This is a genomic window from Pseudomonas sp. R38(2017) (genome assembly GCF_002112395.1).
In the GTDB taxonomy this organism is placed as follows: Bacteria; Pseudomonadota; Gammaproteobacteria; order Pseudomonadales; family Pseudomonadaceae; genus Aquipseudomonas.
In genome coordinates, this window is sequence record NZ_NEHN01000003.1 from 389,780 (window position 1) to 408,466 (window position 18,687).

Consider the following 18,687-nt stretch of genomic DNA (forward strand, 5'->3'; position numbering starts at 1 on the left):
GCTTGATTGGCCTTGTGACGTCTTGTCGAATTTTTTGCCCGCGGGGGCGGGTGCTGCACCTTTTTCCTGTCACTCGTCGACTTTTCAAACAGAACCCTGGAGCCTGCCCACTGATTTGAGAGGTGCCCCATGAGTCTGCTGCTTGAACCCTTTACCCTTCGCCAACTGACCCTGCCTAACCGCATCGCCGTATCGCCCATGTGCCAGTATTCCAGCGTCGATGGCCTGGCCAACGACTGGCACCTGGTGCATCTCGGCAGCCGGGCAGTGGGGGGCGCGGGCCTGGTATTTACCGAAGCCACGGCGATCACGGCCGACGGGCGGATCACCGCCGAAGACCTGGGCCTGTGGAACGATGAACAGATTGCACCGCTGCAACGCATCACCCGATTCATCAATGCGCAGGGCGCCGTGGCCGGCATTCAACTGGCCCACGCCGGGCGCAAGGCCAGCACCCATCGGCCGTGGATCGGCAAGCATGGTAGCGTCAAACCGGAGGATGGTGGCTGGACGCCGGTCGGGCCGTCGCCGATTGCCTTTGATCCGCAACACACCCAACCCAAACAACTCGATGAGAGCCAGATCGCCCAGGTCATTCAGGACTTCGTGGCCGCCGCCGAACGTGCGTTGGCAGCCGGTTTCAGCGTGGTTGAGGTGCATGCGGCGCACGGTTATCTGCTGCACCAGTTTCTCTCACCGCTGAGTAATCAGCGCCGTGATCAATACGGTGGTTCGTTTGAAAACCGTATTCGTCTGGTGCTACAGGTGACCGAGGCGGTGCGTGCAGTCTGGCCGGAAGAGCTACCGGTGTTTGTGCGTCTGTCGGCCACTGATTGGGTCGAAGACGGCTGGAACCCGGATGAAACCGTGGAACTGGCCCGGCGTCTGAAAACCTTGGGCGCCGACCTGATCGACGTGTCCTCGGGGGGCACGGCGGCCAACGCTGAAATCCCCGTTGGACCGGGTTATCAGACGCGCTTCGCCGAGCGGGTGCGCAAGGAGTCGGGCATCGCCACCGGCACCGTGGGAATGATTACCGAGCCGGCCCAGGCCGAGCACATCCTGCGTACTTGTCAGGCCGACATTATCTTCCTCGCGCGTGAGCTGCTACGTGACCCTTATTGGCCGTTGCATGCCGACGACGATCTGGGCGGACGCAAAGCGGTGTGGCCGGCGCAGTATCAACGGGCGACCCATCGGGATCAGCCGATTCACGAGTCTGATTTGCGGGATTGATTCCGACCTGCCGCAAAGCCTATAAAACCCGCCATTGAACTGGCGGGTTTTTTCTTGCCTGTCGTTTGGAATTGCAAAGGAATGGACCGCAATGTTGATCGAACGAGCGCTGACTGAATCGGACTTGCCACTGCTGGCGCTGATCGACCGCAGTGAGTTGGTCGAGGAGTGCTATCGCTTAGAGAACGGTGAGCTGATTCTGTATCCGGCGCGTTTTGACATGCGCGGCTGGCCCGAAGGGGAGGCGGAGGAGAATGCGCGGGTATTGGAAAAATGCTGGCGCAGCGGCGGGTGGCTACACGGACTTTTCGATGGCGAAACACTGGTGGCTGCGGTGGTTGTGGATAACCGGGTTATTCACAATCAGGGCCTGAACATGCGGCAGTTGAAGTTTCTGCACATCAGCCGTTCCTGGCGCGGGCAGGGATTGGGCGGGCGGTTGTTTGCCTTGGCGTGCGCCCATGGCCGGGAGATCGGCGCCGAGGCGTTGTATGTCTCGGCGACCGAGTCGCGCAATACCGTGGAGTTCTATCAGCGCCAGGGTTGCCGGTTGCTGAAACAACCGGATCCCGAACTGTTTGATCTGGAACCCCACGATATCCACCTGTACTGCCCGTTGGCCTGACGGTTCAAAGCATCAAGGGTACTTGCGCTTGTCCGGTGCCGGCGGGAAGTACTGGTACAACCAGGTCTCACTCAATGTGCGGTCGTTGGTGCGGATGAACAACCGCAGTTCCACCGGCTCCACGCTGTCGTTGGTCGGGTACCAGTCGAACAGGATCCGGTAACCCTTGATGTCCTCCAGCACGAGCACGCTGAAGTCCTGCACCTTGCCGTTGGAGCAAGTGACCACCGGTTCGATCCCGGTGCCCTGCGGCAGGCGATCCAGGCCGCCACCGGTGAAGTCCACGGCAAAACGACGGGCCCAGACTGGCGGATAATGCTCACCCGGTGCCCAGCCTTCGACGAATCCACCCATGCCGGAACGGGTTGCATGCACTCGCGCCAGCGGCGTGCCGACCGGCGGCAGGGCGCTCCAGTAGAGCTTGTAGCCGTAGTTCAGCGAGTCCCCGGCCGCTACCGGTTTCTTCGGCGTCCAGAACGCAACGATGTTGTCGAGGGTTTCGCCGGTCGTAGGAATTTCCAGCAGGTCGATAGAGCCTTCGCCCCACGCGGTTGTAGGTTCTACCCACAGGCTCGGACGCTTGCTGTACCAGTCCACAGTGTCCTGATAGTTGGCGAATTCGTGGTCGGTCTGCACCAGACCGAAACCTTTCGGGTCGGTGTCGGCGAAGGCGTTGAACTGAAGGGTGGCCGGGTTGTTCAGCGGGCGGCAGATCCACTCGCCGTTGCCGCGCCACATGGCCAGACGATCCGAGTCATGGATCTGCGGGTGGATGGTGTCGCACATCCGGCGCTCGTGGGTGCCGCAACTGAACATGCTGGTCATCGGCGCGATGCCCAATTGCTCGATGGCGGTGCGGGCATTGATGTGGGCGTCGATCTCCATCACCACGCGCTCGGCCTGGCAATCGATGTCGAAGCGATAGGCGCCGGTCGCGCTCGGCGAGTCGAGCAGGGCGTAGACCACGAAACGGGTCGCGTTCTGATCCGGGGTCTCGAACCAGAACTTGGTGAAGTCAGGGAATTCTTCGCGTTTCTTGGCGTAGGTGTCGACGGCCAGGCCACGGGCGGAGAGGCCATATTGGCCAGTGGCATCCACCGCGCGGAAGTAGCTGGCGCCGAGGAACGACACCACGTCATGCCGATCCAGTTCCGGCGCCTTGAACAGCTTGAAGCCGGCAAAACCCAGGTCGCCCTTGAGCTGCTGAGTGTCGACCGAGGTGTTTTCATAGTTGAACAGCTGAGGGCGGAAATGCACCTCGCGGGCCGTGCGGGTCTTCGGATCGACGCTGTACATGCGCACCGGCTGACGGAAACCCATGCCAACGTGGAAGAACTGCACATCGAGCTGACCCTTGTTCTCCTTCCACAGCGAATGCTCGCCGTCGTAGCGGATCGCGTTGAAGTTCTGCGGGGTCATGGTCGCCAGGGTCGGCGGCAGCACCTGTTTGGTGTCCTGATACGCGTTGCCGGCCAGTTGTTTGGCCTGGCGCTTCAGCGTTTCAAAGTCGAAGGCCTGGGCTTCACCGTCGGCGGCACCGCCAGAGGCGGCCCAGGCGCGAGAGGCCAGCAGGCCTGTGGCCGATAGGCCGGTATAAGCCGCAATGGCCATGGACGCTTTGAGCAAATTCCTGCGGTGCATAGATACAACCTGTCGTGGACAATCCCGCGCCGTTCCTGGCACGTACTGGATCAGAAATTACGGTTCGGACAAGCCTTCGGCCAAACGCTACGGACTAGTAACAGATGCGCGCTAGCTTAATCCGTTCGCTGATTTTGCAAAATTCCCTGATAGCACGGCGCTAGCCTCTCAATGAAACAAGACGTTACGGTTACTTATCCCACAGCCTTTTCTGATTTATAGGGCATATCTGCTTTTTTCGACTAATTACTCTAAAAACAGCTTTTCAGCGCCGATTTAATTTCTATTCTATGGGCATCGCCGGTCACGACCCATCCGACCGGCAGGGCTCAAATCGCTGCTTAAGGAGCAGGGCGATGCGGTTTTCGAAAATTTCTGACGTACTGGAAAAGGACATCGTCCATGACAAAAGGACAAGGCATCACCGAAATGTTGGGCATCTTTCCCTGCCTCACCAACGTCCGGCGAAGACGCCGGCTCAGTCCTGATGAGCTGAAACTGGTGGAGCGTTACCGGGAGTTGTCGGAAAGCGACCGGATTGCGATGCGGTATCTGGTGGATGCGATGAGGAGTGTTTCGCGGTTTTGAAAGAGGTTCACCGTGAAAGCCATTTGGCCTTCACGGTGGCCAGATCAATCAACTTACCCGAGTCAGCATCGGCGATGCCGACATGGATTGCGTGCAGATGCTCGGCGACCGCGCATTGTTTGACGATTTTGTGCAGGTAGTCTTCAGCAAAACTCTCGTCGCTCGGGATGATTTCGAGAATGGGCGGTAGTGCAGGGATGGCGTTGTGCATCTGTTAGGGACTCGGTCAGAAATGGGGCGAGGTAGATGGTGAACATTGAAGGGGCGGGCTCTGGAGTCCGCCCCTTTTCATTGGGCCAAGTGAGGCCGTCAGCTACATGTCCCCGATATCTGATGTGGCTGCTGATCGAGCACCAATGCCGGTATATCACGCCATTTCACCCAAGCCTGTTGTTGCCAGTGCAAGAGTGGCACGGTGACGCCAGCCCAATGCACGGAGCTCAGGCTCGGGCAGTTTTCCGCTGTTGCTGAGCTGGTTTCCCGCAGGATGGGAATCACCTCATTGCTCAGCCATTGCCGCAGGTTGCGGTTTTCCGGGATGAAATGGTGGACGAGCAGCGCGTACATGCCGGATTCGCTGACCATCGGTGTCTCGACAACTTTGCCGTACTTGCGCAGCCGAACGGTGCGGCGTTGGTCGGGGTCGAGTTTGAGCGTGACGCGTTGGTTCAAGGGATGGCCCATCATGCGGCCGAGATCCTGAGCGCAGAACCAGGCTTGGTGATCGAGGAGGAGGGCGTGGAGGAAGCGGTTGTGGCGGGTGAATACGGTGGGAGTGAAATATTCAGTATTTGGAATGTGAGTAGGTGCTGGCATGAGATGACTTCCGTTTCGAGTAGGAAAGTCGCCACCAACTCTTCGAAAAGTTGGGTGGCGAACCGAGTGGCGTTCGAAGTCGGGTTACTTCCCTGTCGAAACGGAAAAGGCGGAAGGCCCGCGCCACACGGCCCGCCATAACGCAGAACTGAAGTTGCAAAGCAGCCGCAGTTCAATGGGGGGCACGCAAGCACCGTTTTGACAGATTTCCGGCTTCGACCCCGGGCCGCTGATTGGGCAGCGACGGGGTAAAGCCTATCGGTCAGGCGCCAGCGGCGCCAAGTCTACTCTGCCGACGGATGTTGTAGGAATTGCAGCTATTCCAAGAAGGGCGGATCTGTAGGAGTTTCCTGTATTTGCCGTGAGCTTACGAAAGCTCCACTTCTCCCCGTGAATTTCCTATATCTATCCAACTGAAAGCGATTACTGCGGTGACCTGGAGCAGACCATTGAACAAACACAGCAAGGACAGCCGTCCGAAAGATCCTGAAGATTGTTTCGACAAGGTGCGCGGAAAAGCGGATATCAAATGGGGTACCGACGATTTGATGGTTTTGCTTCGTGGAGACGATGCCGATCAAGCCCCGGAATCAAACAACGATGCCGGGGCTATTCGTATCAGCGACTAACCTTCCAGGCATCCCCAGCCGGCGCCTTCCCATGGTCATACGGCTTGCCAATCCACATATAAACCAGCCCCAGCCCAATCACGATCGCCGTGCTCAGCACCATCGCGTAGTTGATGTACCACGCCGCATCCGGTGTGCGTGGCCAGGCCATGTTGATGATTGCGCCGACGCCGTACACCAGCGCGCCGATGTTCACCGGCCAGCCCCAGGCGCCGAGGGTGAATTTGCCGCTGGGTTTCCAGCCTTTGCTGCGGGCGTACAGGGCGGCGAGCACGATCATCTGGAACGCGAGGTAGATGCCGATGGCGGCGAAGCTTACGATGGTGGCCACGGCGTCTTGCAAGAAGAAGCCGAGGGCGATGATCAGGCCAGGCAGGACGCCGGACACGAACAGCGCAGCAACCGGCACCTGGGTCGTAGGAGAAATCTTTTTCAGCAGTCGGCTACCGATGACCATTTCATCGCGAGCGTAGGAATACAGCAGACGACTCGCCGCCGCTTGCAGGCTGATGACGCAGGATATGAAGGAAATCATCACCACGCCCATCACCACTTTCGAACCGACCGGGCCGAAGGCGTTGTTGAGGATGGTGGTGACCGGGTCCTTGTCGGTGCCGTTGATCACCGCTTGCATGTCCGGCACGGCGAGGATCAGCGCGAGGCAGGCGAACATCGCCGCGATGCCGCCGATGTAGATGGTCATGCGCATGGCCACCGGGATTTTTGCGCTCGGGTTCGGGGTTTCTTCGGCCACGTCGCCGCAGGCCTCGAAGCCGTAGTAGAGGAACATCCCCGCCAGCGACGCGGTGAGGAAGGCCGGCAGATAGGAGCCGTCGACGCTGATGTCGAAAGTGTTGAACAGCACGCTGATCGGCTGGTGACGCTCGAAAATCAGCAGGTACACGCCGACGATCACCGCACCCACCAATTCGCAGAGGAATCCGAACATGGCGATCCGCGCCAGCACTTGGGTGCCGCTGAGGTTCACCAGTGTGGCGAACAGCGTCAGCACCAGGGCGATGACGATGTTGGTGTTGTTGCTCGGTTCAAACCCCAGCATGGCCGCGAGATACGGGCCGGCGCCGACCGCAACGGCGGCGATGGTTACGCACAGGGCGATGGAGTAGATCCAGCCGACCATCCATGCCCATTTCTTGCCAACCAGACGCCGCGCCCAAGGGTAGACACCGCCGGAAATCGGGAACTGCGACACCACTTCGCCGAAGATCAGGCACACCAGCAATTGGCCGCAACCGACCAGTAAGTAAGCCCAGAACATTGGCGGCCCGCCGGCGGCCAGGCACAGGCCGAACAGGGTATAAACCCCTACGACCGGTGACAGATACGTGAAGCCCAACGCGAAGTTTTCCCACAGGCTCATGCTGCGGTTGAAGTTGGAGGTGTAACCCAGTTGGCGCAGTTGTTCGGCATCGCTGTCGGCAACGGCGGCTGAGAGATCGGGTGATGCACTCATGTGTGTTTGCTCCGTGAAATCGGCAGATTTCGGATGGCCGAAACCGTGGCGGGGCTTGGTGAGCGCCGCCCGGATCGGTAGTTATTGTTTTGAATACCTGGTGGTGCGGATGACCGGTTTCTGCCTTGAAGCCGGGGGGATGCTTTTAGTGCTTGAACATCACATGCCGAACCGTGGTGTAGTCCTCCAGCCCGTACATGGACATGTCCTTGCCGTAACCGGACAGCTTCTGACCGCCGTGAGGCATTTCGCTGACAAGCATGAAGTGCGTATTCACCCAGGTGCAGCCGTACTGCAACCGAGCGGACAGTCGATGCGCACGTCCTACATCCGCCGTCCACACCGAGGACGCCAGGCCGTAGTCCGAATCGTTGGCCCATTCCAGCGCCTGGGCTTCATCGGTGAACTTGGTCACCGACACCACCGGCCCGAACACTTCGCGGCGGACGATTTCGTCGTCCTGCTGGGCGTCGGCCAGAACGGTCGGTTCGAAGAAGAAACCATTGCCGTCCACAGCCTTGCCGCCAGTGATCAAACGAATGTGCGGTTGCGCCACGGCGCGCTCGACAAACCCGGCCACGCGGTCGCGATGCTGGGCGGTGATCAGCGGCCCCAGCTCGGTCGACGGATCATCCTGCAAGCCGTACTTGATGCTGCTGACCGCCGCGCCGAGCTTCTCGACGAACTTGTCGTAAATGCCTTGCTGCGCGTAGATCCGGCACGCAGCGGTGCAATCCTGGCCGGCGTTGTAGAAGCCGAAAGTACGAATGCCTTCGACGGCGGCGTCGATATCGGCGTCGTCGAAGATGATCACTGGAGCCTTGCCGCCCAGTTCCATGTGCATGCGTTTGACGCTGTCGGCGGTGCTGGAAATGATGTTCGAGCCGGTCGCGATGGAGCCGGTCAGCGAGACCATGCGAACTTTCGGATGGTTCACCAACGGGCTGCCCACGCTCGGCCCACGACCGAACACCAGATTGAGTACACCGGCCGGAAAAATATCCGACGCCAGTTCGGCCAGACGCAACGCGGTTAATGGGGTTTGTTCCGACGGCTTGAGCACCACGGTATTACCGGCGGCGAGGGCTGGGGCGATTTTCCAGGCGACCATCATCAGCGGGTAGTTCCACGGTGCGATGGAAGCGATCACGCCTACCGGATCGCGGCGGATCATCGAAGTGTGGCCGGGCAGGTATTCGCCACCGGCCGAGCCGCTCATGCAACGGCTGGCGCCGGCGAAGAAACGGAACACATCGGCAATCGCCGGAATCTCGTCATTCAGCGCGGCGCTGTAGGGCTTGCCGCAGTTGTCCGATTCCAGTTTCGCCAGTTCTTCGCCGTGGGTTTCAATGGCGTCGGCAAGTTTGAGCAGCAACAGCGAACGATCCTTCGGCGTGGTCTGCGACCATTCGGCGAAGGCACTGTCGGCGGCGCGCACGGCGGCATCGACCTGGGCCTCGGTGGCTTCGTTGATTTCCACCAGCACTTCGCCGCGCGCCGGGTTGAGCACCGGTTGCGCCGGGCCTTCGCCGTTGACCAGTTGGCCGTTGATCAAGAGTTTGGTTTGCATGTTGTTGTCCTCTTTCTACTGCAAATTCAGGGTGGGAAAGGTCAGGGAATTCATTTGCCGCCGCTGCCCGCGACGCTCTCGCCACCGCGGGTCAGGTAGTAGGCGCCGAGGATCGGCAGCATGGTCACCAGCATCACGAGCATCGCCACGACGTTGGTCACCGGCACGTCCCGTGGGCGGCTCAGCTGATTGAGCAACCACAGCGGCAAGGTGCGTTCATGGCCAGCGGTGAAGGTGGTGACGATGATTTCGTCGAACGACAGCGCGAACGCGAGCATGCCGCCGGCGAGCAGTGCCGAGCCGAGGTTCGGCAGGATGATGTAGCGGAAGGTCTGCCAACCGTCGGCGCCGAGATCCATCGACGCTTCGATCAGGCTGTGTGAGGTGCGGCGCAAGCGGGCGATGACGTTGTTGTAGACGATCACCACGCAGAAGGTCGCGTGACCAACGATGATGGTGAACATCCCCGGCTCGATCCCCAGTGTCTTGAAGGTCGCCAGCAGCGCAATCCCGGTGATGATCCCCGGCAACGCAATCGGCAGGATCAGCATCAGCGAAATGCCTTGTTTGCCGAAGAAGTCCCGGCGGTACAACGCCGCTGAAGCAAGGGTGCCGAGCACCATGGCAATCAGCGTGGCGATGGCCGCGATCTGCAGCGACAACTTGATCGCTTCCAGCACGTCCGGCCGCGAAAACGCGACGCTGAACCAGTGCAGCGTGAAGCCTTTCGGTGGAAAGCTGAACGCCGCGTCTTCGGTGTTGAAGGCGTAGAGGAAGATGATCAGGATCGGGAAGTGCAGAAACACCAACCCGCCCCAGGCTGCGATGCGCAAACCGAGAGATGCTTTTTCAGAGTGCATCGAAAGCCCCCAGTCGTTTAACGATGGACAGGTAGATGGCGATCAGCACGATCGGCACCAGCGTGAACGCCGCAGCCATTGGCATGTTGCCAATCGCGCCTTGCTGGGCGTAGACCATGCTGCCGACGAAGTAGCCCGGCGGGCCCACCAGTTGCGGCACGATGAAGTCGCCCAACGTCAGCGAGAACGTGAAGATCGAACCGGCGGCAATCCCCGGCACCGACAGCGGCAGTATCACCTGCATGAAGGTCTGGCGCGGCTTGGCCCCGAGGTCGGCGGAGGCTTGCAGCAACGACGGCGGCAGGCGCTCCAGCGAGGCCTGGATCGGCAGGATCATGAACGGCAGCCAGATGTAGACGAACACCATGAACCGGCCCAAGTGTGAGGTCGACAAGGTGCTGCCGCCAACCCCGGGAATCCCCAGAATGAACTGCAGAACCGGCTCCAGCCCCAGGTGCTGAACGAACCATTGCGCCACGCCGCCCTTGGCCAGCAGCAGCGTCCAGGCGTAGGCCTTGACGATGTAGCTGGCCCACATCGGCATCATCACCGCTATGTAGAAAAACGCCTTGGTCTTGCCGGTGGTGTAGCGCGCCATGTAGTAGGCAATCGGGAACGCGACGATGGCGCTGGCGATCGACACCACGACGGCCATGCTCAGGGTGCGCAGAATGATGTCGAAGTTCGACGGCTGAAACAGCGCGGCGAAATTGGCCAGAGTCAGGTCAGGCGTGACTGCCATGGTGAAGTCGTCGAAGGTGTAGAAACCTTGCCACAACAGCACCAGCAACGAGCCCAGATAGATCGCGCCGAACCACAGCAGCGGCGGCACCAGCAGCATCGACAGGTACAGGTTCGGCTTGCGATAGAGCAGGTTGGAAAACCTGCGCAACGGCGCCGATTGAGGGAGGGCGAGGGCGGTCATGTCACACCCCGCTCGCAACGGTGTCGTGAAGCGCAATCATCGCTTCCCGCGCCCAGCGAGCGCTGATGCGCTGGCCGGTCTGGTGCTGCGCACTGCTGTCGATCCATTGATTGTTGGCCTGGCTGATGCTCAGGGTCTGGCCGTTTTCCAGCTTCAGTTCGTAGCGCGTGGCGCTGCCCTGATACTGGATGTCGTGCAGCAGACCGCTGACTTCGATTTCATGGCTGGTCAGCGGGCCTTCGGCGAAACGCACGTGTTCCGGGCGGATCGAAAACGGCTGCGGATGGCCGCTGAGCTGGCGCGCCAGATCACCGCGAATCACGTTCGAGGTGCCGACGAATTCGGCGACGAAGGTCGTGGTGGGTTTCATGTACAGAGTGCGCGGCGTGTCGACCTGTTCGATGCGACCCTTGTTGAACACGGCCACGCGGTCGGACATCGACAGCGCTTCAGTCTGATCGTGGGTGACGAAGATGAAGGTGATGCCGAGCTGGCGTTGCAGCTTCTTCAGTTCGCTCTGCATCTGTTCGCGCAGCTTCAAGTCGAGAGCGCCCAACGGCTCGTCGAGCAACAGCACTCGCGGGCGATTGACCAACGCGCGGGCGAGGGCGACACGCTGGCGCTGACCGCCGGACAACTGCACCGGTTTGCGTGCGCCGTAGCCGCCGAGGGCGACCATGTCCAACGCCTCTTCGGCACGCTTGTGGCGCTCGTTCTTGTTCACGCCTTTGACTTTCAAACCGTAGGCGACGTTGTCCAGCACGTTCATGTGCGGGAACAGCGCGTAATCCTGAAACACGGTATTTACGTCGCGTTGATACGGCGGCAGACCGGCGGCTTCGGCGCCGTGAATGCGGATCGAGCCTGCGCTCGGTTGTTCGAACCCGGCGATCAGGCGCAGGCACGTGGTCTTGCCCGAGCCGGAAGGGCCGAGCATGGAAAAGAACTCGCCGTCCTGGATGTCGATGGAAACCCGGTCAACGGCCTTCACCTCGCCGAACTGCCGGGAAACGTTGGTGAACTGGACTGCAAGCGTCATGGTGCGGTGCTCCAAAAAGGCGAGGGCCGTCGCAGCGGCCCTTCCTGGACTTCTGAAAAACAGTGTTCGAATTGATCGTTCCCACGCTCTGCGTGGGAACGCTGCCCGTGACGCTCTGCGTCAGCTCATGCGAATGGACGCGGAGCGTTCCCACGCAGACGGTTCGACGCCTCGACGTGGGAACGATCGGGCTGGAGCGGCGTGTCAGCGGCCGCCCATAATCGCAATGTAGTCCTGCGTCCACCGGCTGTACGGCACAAACTTCCCACCCTCGGCCTGCGGGGTTTTCCAGAAAGCGATCTTGTCGAACTGATCGAATCCGTTGGTCTTGCAGCCTTCAGCCCCGAGCAACTCACTGCCCTGGCAAGCCGCCGGAACCGCCGGCAACGAACCAAACCACGCCGCCACGTCACCCTGGACTTTTGGCTGCAGCGACCAGTCCATCCACTTGTAGGCGCAGTTCGGGTGCTTGGCCTCGGCGTGCAGCATGGTGGTGTCGGCCCAACCGGTGGCACCTTCTTTCGGCACGGTGGAGGCGATCGGCTGTTTATCGTTGATCAGGCCGTTGACCTGATAAGGCCAGGCGCTGGACGCGACCACGCCTTCGTTCTTGAAGTCGCTCATTTGCACGGTGGTGTCGTGCCAGTAGCGGTGGATCAGCTTCTGCTGGGCGCGCAACAGTTCCAGCACAGCCTTGTACTGATCTTCAGTCAGTTGGTACGGATCCTTGATCCCCAGCTCAGGCTTGGTGGATTTCAGATAGAGCGCTGCGTCGGCGATGTAGATCGGGCCGTCGTAGGCCTGCACGCGGCCCTTGTTCGGCTTGCCGTCGGGCAGGTTCTGTTCCTCGAACACCACATTCCAGCTGGTCGGCGCGGTCTTGAACACATTGGTGTTGTACATCAACACGTTCGGGCCCCACTGGTACGGGGTGCCGTAGGTCTGTTTGTTGACCACGTACCACGGCGCGTCTTTCAGGCGTGGATCGAGGGATTTCCAGTTCGGGATCAACGCGGTGTTGATCGGTTGCACACGCTTGCCGACGATCAGCCGCAGCGAGGCATCGCCCGACGCAGTCACCAGGTCGTAACCGCCCTTTGCCATCAGGCTGACCATTTCATCGGAGGTGGCGGCGGTTTTCACATTGACCTTGCAGCCGGTTTCCTTCTCGAAACCGGTCACCCAGTCGTAGGCCTTGTCGCTTTCACCGCGTTCGATGTAACCAGGCCAGGCGACGATATCCAGCTGACCTTCGCCGGCGCCGACGGCTTTCAGCGGTTCGGCGGCCTGCAGGCTGGCGCTGGCCAGCAGGGCCGTGGTGATTGCACTGAACAGTGCGGTCTTGTGCACGAACATGGTGAACCCTCTTCTTTAAATTATGGTCGGGGCAGTTGTGAACGCGGTGGAGCATGCCGTCAGCGGCTTGTTATTAGCGTAGTCAGAGATGCTGGCCGTGGCGGGCCATGATGTGCCGCACCACGCTGTAGTCCTGTAGCGAATCGCTGGATAAGTCTTTGCCGTAACCGGAGCGTTTCAGCCCGCCGTGGGGCATTTCGCTGACCAGCATGAAATGGCTGTTGATCCAGGTGCAGCCGTATTGCAGACGCGCGGCGACCTGCATCGCCTTGTCCAGATTCTGGGTCCAGACCGACGAGGCGAGGCCGTATTCCGAGTCGTTGGCCCAGTCCACCGCTTGCGCCAGTTCGTCGAAGCGGGTCACGGTCACCACCGGGCCGAACACTTCGCGCTGGACGATTTCATCGCTCTGTTTGCAACCGGCCAGCAGCGTCGGTTGATAGAAAAAACCGGCACCCGAATGCACTGCTGCGCCTGTGACCCGCTCGATGTGCGGCTGACCTAGGGCGCGTTCGACGAAGCTGGCCACGCGGTCGCGCTGGCGCGTACTGATAAGCGGGCCGATTTCGTTGTCGGCGTCACGCTTGCCGGCGAAACGCAGGCTGCTGACCGCTGCGCCAAGTTCAGCCACCAATTTGTCGTGAATCCCGGTCTGGGCGTAGATCCGGCAAGCCGCTGTGCAATCCTGCCCGGCGTTGTAATAACCATAAGTGCGCACGCCTTCGACCACCGCTTTAATGTCGGCATCGTTGCAGACGATTACCGGAGCCTTGCCGCCGAGTTCGAGGTGCGTGCGTTTGAGGGTTTTGGCAGCGGCCTGGAGGATTTTCTGGCCGGTCACGATATCGCCGGTCAGCGAAACCATTCGTACTTTCGGGTGGCCGACCAGATGACTGCCGACGCCTTCTCCGCCACCGCAGACAATGTTGATCACCCCGCGCGGCAGGATTTCTGCCAGTGCTGGCGCCAGTGCCAGGATCGACAGCGGCGTGTGCTCGGACGGCTTGAACACCAGCGTATTGCCCGCAGCGAGGGCCGGGGCGATCTTCCACGCGGCCATCATGATCGGGTAGTTCCACGGCGCAATCGAGGCGACGACGCCAATCGGATCGCGGCGCACCATGCTGGTGTAGCCCGGCACGTATTCGCCGCTGAGCTGGCCGGTCTGACAGCGCACCGCGCCGGCGAAAAAGCGGAATACATCGACGGTCGCAGTCAAATCGTCCTGCCGCGCCAGATGCAGCGGCTTGCCGCAGTTCAGGGCTTCGAGTCGGGCGAGGTGGTCGGCATGTTTCTCGACGGCGTTGGCGATTTCCAGCAGCAGGTTGGAGCGTTGTTGCGGGGTGGTGCGCGACCACTCGGCAAAGGCGCGGTGGGCGGCGAGGATGGCGGCTTCGACTTGTTCGGTGCTGGCTTCGGCGATCTGGGTCAGGACTTCGCCAGTGGCCGGGTTGAGGATCGGTTCGACAAAACCCTGCCCGGCGACCAGTTCGCCGTCGATCAGCAACGCGGTATGCATGTGGATCTGCGCGCCAGCCATTTTCCGTGATCTCTTTTCTTGTATGGCCATGTTGCTCCCTGTTTCGGGAGCCGACCGTCTTATAGATGCAGCAAGACTAGTGCGCGGCTCCGGGGTCGACAAATTCTAAATACTGAAGGTGGCATTCGATTAAATAGATGGCTTGCGTCCGCCGTGAGGCTGCTCGCGGGCCACGGTCAGGAACGGATCGACCAGCGCTGGGCGGGCGGTGCCGCGACGCCAGGCCAGGCCGACGTCGAGAGTCTGGTTGAGATCGGCAATTGGCCGCGCTTCGATGATGTCGCCTTCCAGCGACCATGGGCGGTAAGTCATGTCGGGCTGGATCGAAACGCCGAGACCCGCTGCCACCAGACTTCGCACTGCCTCGGTGGACGCGGTTCTGAGGGTGATCTTCGGTTGCAGCCCGGCGCCGCGCCACAGGCGTTGGGCATTGCGATCCATCTCGTCGACGTTCAGCTGAATCAACGGCTCCCGGGCAACATCGGCGAGGTTGATGCTGTCGTGTTCCAGCAGCGGATGCTGGGCCGGCAGCCACAAACGGTGCGGCGAGTGGGTCAGCACTTCGGTCTGCAAGGCATGGCGGTCTTCGAGGTTGGAGAGGATCAGTACCCCGACATCGATCTCGCCGCTGACCAGCAGATGCTCGATGTACGGCCGTTCGTCCTCCATCACCCGTATCTCGACGTTGGGATAGGCGCGCTGGAAACGGGTCAGCAAATCCGCCAGGTAATAACCGGCCACCAGGCTGGTTACGCCGACAATCAACTGCCCCGCGACCTGATCGGTGCTTTGCTGCAGGCTGCGTTTGGCGTTGTCCACGGTGGCCAGAATCAGGTGCGCCTGGCGCAGGAACTGGTGGCCCTGATGGGTAAGGGTCATGCCCTTGGCGTGGCGGTTGAACAGGCTGACGCCGATTTCTTCCTCCAGTTGCTGGATGGCCAGGGTCAGGGTCGATTGGGAAATGAACGCGGTTTGCGCGGCGGCGGAGATCGAGCCGGTCTCGGCCACAGCGATGAAATGGCGGATCTGACGCAAGGTCATCATGGAAGGTTTACCCGGTGGGCGGTTTTTATAGATTGCCTCGAGTGTATATCTATTTTCACGAATGACCGCTGCGGGCCAGGCAACATCTGGAAGCACACTCGCGGCCAAGCGCGGGGCACTTTCGAACTAGGCTGAGGGCCTTATTGATCCGGATAACCCCTGTTTGGAGACGGAACATGAACACCCGTGGATTGCTCGATCAACTCCTCAAGTCCGGCCAGGAACTGCTGCAGAACAAGGCGGGCGGGGCGCAGAACAAACCGGCTGCCGGTGGTTTGGGCGGCTTGCTGGGCGGATCTTCCAGTAACGGCGCACTCGGCGGCTTGCTGTCAGGCGCAGGCGGCGGTGCCCTGGCGGCCGGCGCCATGGGCCTGCTGCTGGGCAGTAAAAAGGCCCGCAAGGTTGGCGGTAAAGTCGCCCTCTACGGCGGCCTCGCCGCACTGGGCGTGATCGCCTACAAAGCCTACGGCAACTGGAATGCCCAGAAAGGCACGGCCCCGCAAAGCGAACCGCAAACCCTGGATCGCCTGCCACCGGCGCAAGTCGAACAACACAGCCAGGCCATCCTCAAAGCCCTGGTCGCCGCCGCCAAAGCCGACGGCCACATCGACGACCGCGAACGCCAACTGATCGAAGGCGAGTTCACCCGACTCGACAACGATCAGGAACTCAAACACTGGCTCCACGCCGAACTCAACAAACCCCTCGACCCCACCGACGTCGCTCGCGCGGCAAGCACACCGGAAATGGCCGCCGAGATGTACGTGGCGAGCGTGATGATGGTGGATGAGGAGAACTTCATGGAGAAGAGCTATCTGGATGAACTGGCGCGGCAGCTCGGGCTTGAGCCGGGGTTGAAGATCGAGCTGGAAAAGCAGGTGCGGCAAACGGTCCTGTAACTTTTTCAGGTCGTCATAGCGTCGAGGTCAATGTCGACAAGCCATTGGCCTCCGCGAATGCAGTGCTCGTTGGTTTCTCAAGGGTTGCGACTGTTGTGCCAGGACCGGGTTTTTGCACTATGAACCAGAACCTGTGGTCACGAGGTGAATCCTCAGTTTAACTTCCGTCGCTTTTTTGCGCTCATCAGGTAACATGCCAACTCAGTTAACGGAGCAATTCTTCATTGGAGAGGGAATCTTCAAATACATGATTAGCACCAATAGATTGATTTACCTCGACTCTGTTCGAGCGCTGGCAGCATTGGCTGTCGTCATTTCTCACTATATTGAAAGAACGCCACTGTTCAGTTGGGTGATTTTTGATTACTTCCGCCCTGGGCAGTTCGGTGTTGTGGTGTTTTTCATGATCAGTGGCTTCGTGATTCCGTTCAGTTTCAAGGAAGGTCCTGGAAAAACAAGACGCTTCATACTTTCAAGATTCTTCAGGCTGTACCCGGCCTATTGGTTCTCGATAATACTGGCCTGCTTCGCGATTACCTGCTTTGTCCAGGGTGAACTGGCTATGGGAAGAGTGTTGGCGAATATCACCATGGTTCAAACGATGATGGGTTATTCCAACCTGTTCGGCGTGTATTGGACCTTATTTGTAGAGCTGGTTTTTTACGCGCTGTGCGTTGCCCTGTGCTGGATGGGGTTGCTGGGGCATCTCAAGGTTCGGTTCTGGTTAGCGATAACATTGCTGGTGCTTTCGCTGGTGGGGGCTGCGAGCAGGTATTATTATTCGGTCCCGGCCCCTGTCGGAATATTGTCATCACTTTCATTGATGTTGTTCGGAGGGGTGTGGCGGAACTATCTGATCGATCACGAGCCGATGGCAAAAAAATACAGTGTCATCTGGATTATTGTATTTGTTATTGCATTTCCGATAATTGCGTTGTTGGCCTACGATGTTGATCAAGGTCTGGGAGAAAATGCCTGGAACTATACAGGCAGCTATTTTTCTGCATTGGTGTTCTTTATGGTGATCACGACTGTATTGAAACTGGACAATCGGGTGCTTGTTTTCTTGGGGGCGATCAGCTATTCGATCTATTTGATCCATCCATTCTTCCTGGAGTTGGCTGACTCGACGGTTAACTTGCAGGACGGTTTCGATTTTTCTGTTTTTATTCTTTATTGCTTGGGTACGCTTGTCCTCTCGACGCTTTGTTACTTCCTGATCGAGAAACGTTCCATAGGGTTAGGGAGGCGTATCAATGCTGCCCTGGATGCGCGGTTCGCGAGAAAGAGTGCCAGCAATGGAGCCAACTTGTCGTCGGCGGAGATGAGCGCTTGAGCCCATTGAAAACATTATCCTTCGCCGGACAGCATCGACTGATGCATCTGGATGCCTTGAGGGGCATCGCGGCGATGCTGGTCGTGGTTGCTCACTTCATCGAGAGAACACCGCTCAAGGACACATTGTTCTTCACCTACGTGAACCTTGGGCAAGTCGGGGTGGTGATTTTCTTTCTGCTCAGCGGGATGGTCATCCCCTACAGCCTGAAGGAGGGGCGGCGTGCGCTGACGGCTTTCGCTGTTTCGAGGTTTTTCAGGTTGTACCCGGCCTACTGGTTTTCCATCCTGCTGGCAGTCCTGAGCTCGCACTGGTTTCTGTCGACCGAGGTTCCGCTGGCGACGCTGCTGATCAACATGACGATGTTCCAGGCGATCCTCAAGACCCCGGATCTATTCGGCGTCTACTGGACGCTGATCATCGAAATGCTCTTCTATATCGCCTGCGCAGCGTTGTTTGGCGTGGGGCTGCTGGGGCGTGTCAGCGTGCGTTTCACGGCAGCGGTCGGGTTGTTGGTGCTGGCATTGATCTTCGCCATTGCCCGGTTCTACCTGGCGAAGAAAATCCCCGTAGCACTGCCCTTGTGCCTGTCGATCATGTTCTTCGGCAGTTTTTGGCGGGAGGCCAGTCTGGGTCAGGCCAGCTCGCAGGTGCGCCGTTTCATCTGGTGTTGGGTCGCGCTGTTCATTGTGTTGCTGCCGTTCATTTGCGTGCTGGCTTATAACATCGGCTATGGGCACAACGAGAATCCGTACGCCTATCTGCTGAGCTATCTGGCGGGAATGGCTTTCGCCATGACCACCAGCCTGTATATGCGCAATACCATCAGAAGCCTGACATGGCTGGGCACTGTCAGTTATTCGGTGTATCTGGTGCATCCGTTCTTTCTGGAGTGGGCTGCTCATATCACCAACCTGCAGGCTGGATTCAGCGTGTGGGTGTTTCTGATCTACGTGCTGGCGACACTCACTCTGGCCGGCGTCAGTTACTCACTGCTGGAGAAACCCTGCGTCACTCTGGGGCGAGCCATCAATTCACGATTGCAGGGTTCTTTGAAAAACACGCGACCTGCGGTGTGAGGCGGCCGCACTGAAGCAGGCAATGAGGCG

18 protein-coding genes are annotated in these 18,687 nt (G+C 59.6%); 7 read left to right on the forward strand and 11 right to left on the reverse strand.

The features are described 5' to 3' along the window. Positions 1-129: 129 nt before the first annotated feature. Positions 130-1,236 carry an NADH:flavin oxidoreductase/NADH oxidase gene (locus tag CAF87_RS08585; RefSeq protein WP_085729756.1) on the forward strand — a complete coding sequence of 369 codons (1,107 nt, stop codon included), beginning with the start codon at positions 130-132 and terminating at the stop codon, positions 1,234-1,236. Positions 1,237-1,327: 91 nt separating this feature from the next. Beyond that, complete coding sequence (locus CAF87_RS08590) at positions 1,328-1,861, forward strand: GNAT family N-acetyltransferase (protein WP_085729757.1); 534 nt, start codon at positions 1,328-1,330, stop codon at positions 1,859-1,861. Positions 1,862-1,873: 12 nt separating this feature from the next. Here the strand turns inward: CAF87_RS08590 and CAF87_RS08595 are convergent, their stop codons facing one another. Next, positions 1,874-3,502 (reverse strand): glucan biosynthesis protein D, encoded by a 1,629-nt coding sequence (locus CAF87_RS08595; RefSeq protein WP_085729758.1) that lies wholly within the window; start codon positions 3,500-3,502, stop codon positions 1,874-1,876. A gap of 402 nt (positions 3,503-3,904) precedes the next feature. Here CAF87_RS08595 and CAF87_RS08600 point away from each other — a divergent pair, with 402 nt between their 5' ends. Continuing rightward, positions 3,905-4,090: a hypothetical protein gene (locus tag CAF87_RS08600; protein WP_007954656.1), complete on the forward strand. Its 186-nt coding sequence runs from the start codon at positions 3,905-3,907 to the stop codon at positions 4,088-4,090. Positions 4,091-4,097: 7 nt separating this feature from the next. On the opposite strand, the gene CAF87_RS29475 is transcribed toward CAF87_RS08600, so the two are convergent. Next, complete coding sequence (locus CAF87_RS29475) at positions 4,098-4,301, reverse strand: hypothetical protein (protein ID WP_085729759.1); 204 nt, start codon at positions 4,299-4,301, stop codon at positions 4,098-4,100. Positions 4,302-4,399: 98 nt separating this feature from the next. Next, positions 4,400-4,906 (reverse strand): Bro-N domain-containing protein, encoded by a 507-nt coding sequence (locus CAF87_RS08610; RefSeq protein WP_085729760.1) that lies wholly within the window; start codon positions 4,904-4,906, stop codon positions 4,400-4,402. 449 nt (positions 4,907-5,355) lie between these two features. On the opposite strand from CAF87_RS08610, the gene CAF87_RS08615 reads away from it, so the two are divergent. Continuing rightward, the gene (locus CAF87_RS08615; RefSeq protein ID WP_085729761.1) at positions 5,356-5,535 is read left to right on the forward strand and encodes a hypothetical protein; all 180 of its coding nucleotides are present in this window, start codon (positions 5,356-5,358) and stop codon (positions 5,533-5,535) included. On the opposite strand, the gene CAF87_RS08620 is transcribed toward CAF87_RS08615, so the two are convergent. The 8 genes from CAF87_RS08620 to CAF87_RS08655 form a co-directional block, all read right to left on the reverse strand. Next, a complete protein-coding gene (locus CAF87_RS08620) occupies positions 5,525-7,009 on the reverse strand; it encodes an APC family permease (RefSeq protein ID WP_085729762.1) in 1,485 nt (494 codons plus the stop codon). The genes CAF87_RS08615 and CAF87_RS08620 overlap by 11 nt on opposite strands. Positions 7,010-7,154: 145 nt before the next feature. Then, positions 7,155-8,579 carry a gamma-aminobutyraldehyde dehydrogenase gene (locus CAF87_RS08625; RefSeq protein ID WP_085729763.1) on the reverse strand — a complete coding sequence of 475 codons (1,425 nt, stop codon included), beginning with the start codon at positions 8,577-8,579 and terminating at the stop codon, positions 7,155-7,157. Between the two features lie 50 nt (positions 8,580-8,629). After that, entirely contained in the window at positions 8,630-9,439 is an 810-nt protein-coding gene (locus CAF87_RS08630; RefSeq protein WP_085697286.1) for an ABC transporter permease, read from the reverse strand. Next, entirely contained in the window at positions 9,429-10,364 is a 936-nt protein-coding gene (locus tag CAF87_RS08635; RefSeq protein WP_007954664.1) for an ABC transporter permease, read from the reverse strand. The genes CAF87_RS08630 and CAF87_RS08635 overlap by 11 nt, the downstream gene beginning before the upstream one ends. A gap of 1 nt (position 10,365) precedes the next feature. Beyond that, entirely contained in the window at positions 10,366-11,403 is a 1,038-nt protein-coding gene (locus tag CAF87_RS08640; protein WP_085729764.1) for an ABC transporter ATP-binding protein, read from the reverse strand. Between the two features lie 204 nt (positions 11,404-11,607). Beyond that, positions 11,608-12,759, reverse strand: a complete 1,152-nt coding sequence (ydcS, locus tag CAF87_RS08645; protein ID WP_085729765.1) for a putative ABC transporter substrate-binding protein YdcS — start codon at positions 12,757-12,759, stop codon at positions 11,608-11,610. An 82-nt stretch (positions 12,760-12,841) separates the two neighbouring features. Beyond that, on the reverse strand, positions 12,842-14,329 hold the full coding sequence (locus tag CAF87_RS08650) for a gamma-aminobutyraldehyde dehydrogenase (protein WP_085729766.1): 1,488 nt from the start codon (positions 14,327-14,329) through the stop codon (positions 12,842-12,844). Positions 14,330-14,428: 99 nt separating this feature from the next. Beyond that, positions 14,429-15,343, reverse strand: coding sequence for a LysR family transcriptional regulator (locus CAF87_RS08655; RefSeq protein ID WP_007954670.1), 915 nt, complete (start codon positions 15,341-15,343; stop codon positions 14,429-14,431). A 176-nt stretch (positions 15,344-15,519) separates the two neighbouring features. On the opposite strand from CAF87_RS08655, the gene CAF87_RS08660 reads away from it, so the two are divergent. The 3 genes from CAF87_RS08660 to CAF87_RS08670 all read left to right on the forward strand — a co-directional run bounded on the left by CAF87_RS08660 (position 15,520) and on the right by CAF87_RS08670 (position 18,657). Further along, a complete protein-coding gene (locus tag CAF87_RS08660) occupies positions 15,520-16,242 on the forward strand; it encodes a tellurite resistance TerB family protein (RefSeq protein ID WP_085729767.1) in 723 nt (240 codons plus the stop codon). A 247-nt stretch (positions 16,243-16,489) separates the two neighbouring features. After that, complete coding sequence (locus CAF87_RS08665; RefSeq protein WP_170929609.1) at positions 16,490-17,578, forward strand: acyltransferase; 1,089 nt, start codon at positions 16,490-16,492, stop codon at positions 17,576-17,578. Further along, a complete protein-coding gene (locus tag CAF87_RS08670) occupies positions 17,575-18,657 on the forward strand; it encodes an acyltransferase (RefSeq protein ID WP_256575870.1) in 1,083 nt (360 codons plus the stop codon). Before CAF87_RS08665 ends, CAF87_RS08670 begins: the two co-directional genes overlap by 4 nt. Positions 18,658-18,687 lie beyond the last annotated feature (30 nt).

Coding starts and splice junctions, on each gene's coding strand:
- CAF87_RS08585 (WP_085729756.1), top strand. CDS start 130: ATGAGTCTGCTGCTTGAACCCTTTACCCTTCGCCAACTGACCCTGCCT.
- CAF87_RS08590 (WP_085729757.1), top strand. CDS start 1,328: ATGTTGATCGAACGAGCGCTGACTGAATCGGACTTGCCACTGCTGGCG.
- CAF87_RS08595 (WP_085729758.1), bottom strand. CDS start 3,502: ATGCACCGCAGGAATTTGCTCAAAGCGTCCATGGCCATTGCGGCTTAT.
- CAF87_RS08600 (WP_007954656.1), top strand. CDS start 3,905: ATGACAAAAGGACAAGGCATCACCGAAATGTTGGGCATCTTTCCCTGC.
- CAF87_RS29475 (WP_085729759.1), bottom strand. CDS start 4,301: ATGCACAACGCCATCCCTGCACTACCGCCCATTCTCGAAATCATCCCG.
- CAF87_RS08610 (WP_085729760.1), bottom strand. CDS start 4,906: ATGCCAGCACCTACTCACATTCCAAATACTGAATATTTCACTCCCACC.
- CAF87_RS08620 (WP_085729762.1), bottom strand. CDS start 7,009: ATGAGTGCATCACCCGATCTCTCAGCCGCCGTTGCCGACAGCGATGCC.
- CAF87_RS08625 (WP_085729763.1), bottom strand. CDS start 8,579: ATGCAAACCAAACTCTTGATCAACGGCCAACTGGTCAACGGCGAAGGC.
- CAF87_RS08630 (WP_085697286.1), bottom strand. CDS start 9,439: ATGCACTCTGAAAAAGCATCTCTCGGTTTGCGCATCGCAGCCTGGGGC.
- CAF87_RS08635 (WP_007954664.1), bottom strand. CDS start 10,364: ATGACCGCCCTCGCCCTCCCTCAATCGGCGCCGTTGCGCAGGTTTTCC.
- CAF87_RS08640 (WP_085729764.1), bottom strand. CDS start 11,403: ATGACGCTTGCAGTCCAGTTCACCAACGTTTCCCGGCAGTTCGGCGAG.
- ydcS (WP_085729765.1), bottom strand. CDS start 12,759: ATGTTCGTGCACAAGACCGCACTGTTCAGTGCAATCACCACGGCCCTG.
- CAF87_RS08650 (WP_085729766.1), bottom strand. CDS start 14,329: ATGGCCATACAAGAAAAGAGATCACGGAAAATGGCTGGCGCGCAGATC.
- CAF87_RS08655 (WP_007954670.1), bottom strand. CDS start 15,343: ATGATGACCTTGCGTCAGATCCGCCATTTCATCGCTGTGGCCGAGACC.
- CAF87_RS08660 (WP_085729767.1), top strand. CDS start 15,520: ATGAACACCCGTGGATTGCTCGATCAACTCCTCAAGTCCGGCCAGGAA.
- CAF87_RS08665 (WP_170929609.1), top strand. CDS start 16,490: ATGATTAGCACCAATAGATTGATTTACCTCGACTCTGTTCGAGCGCTG.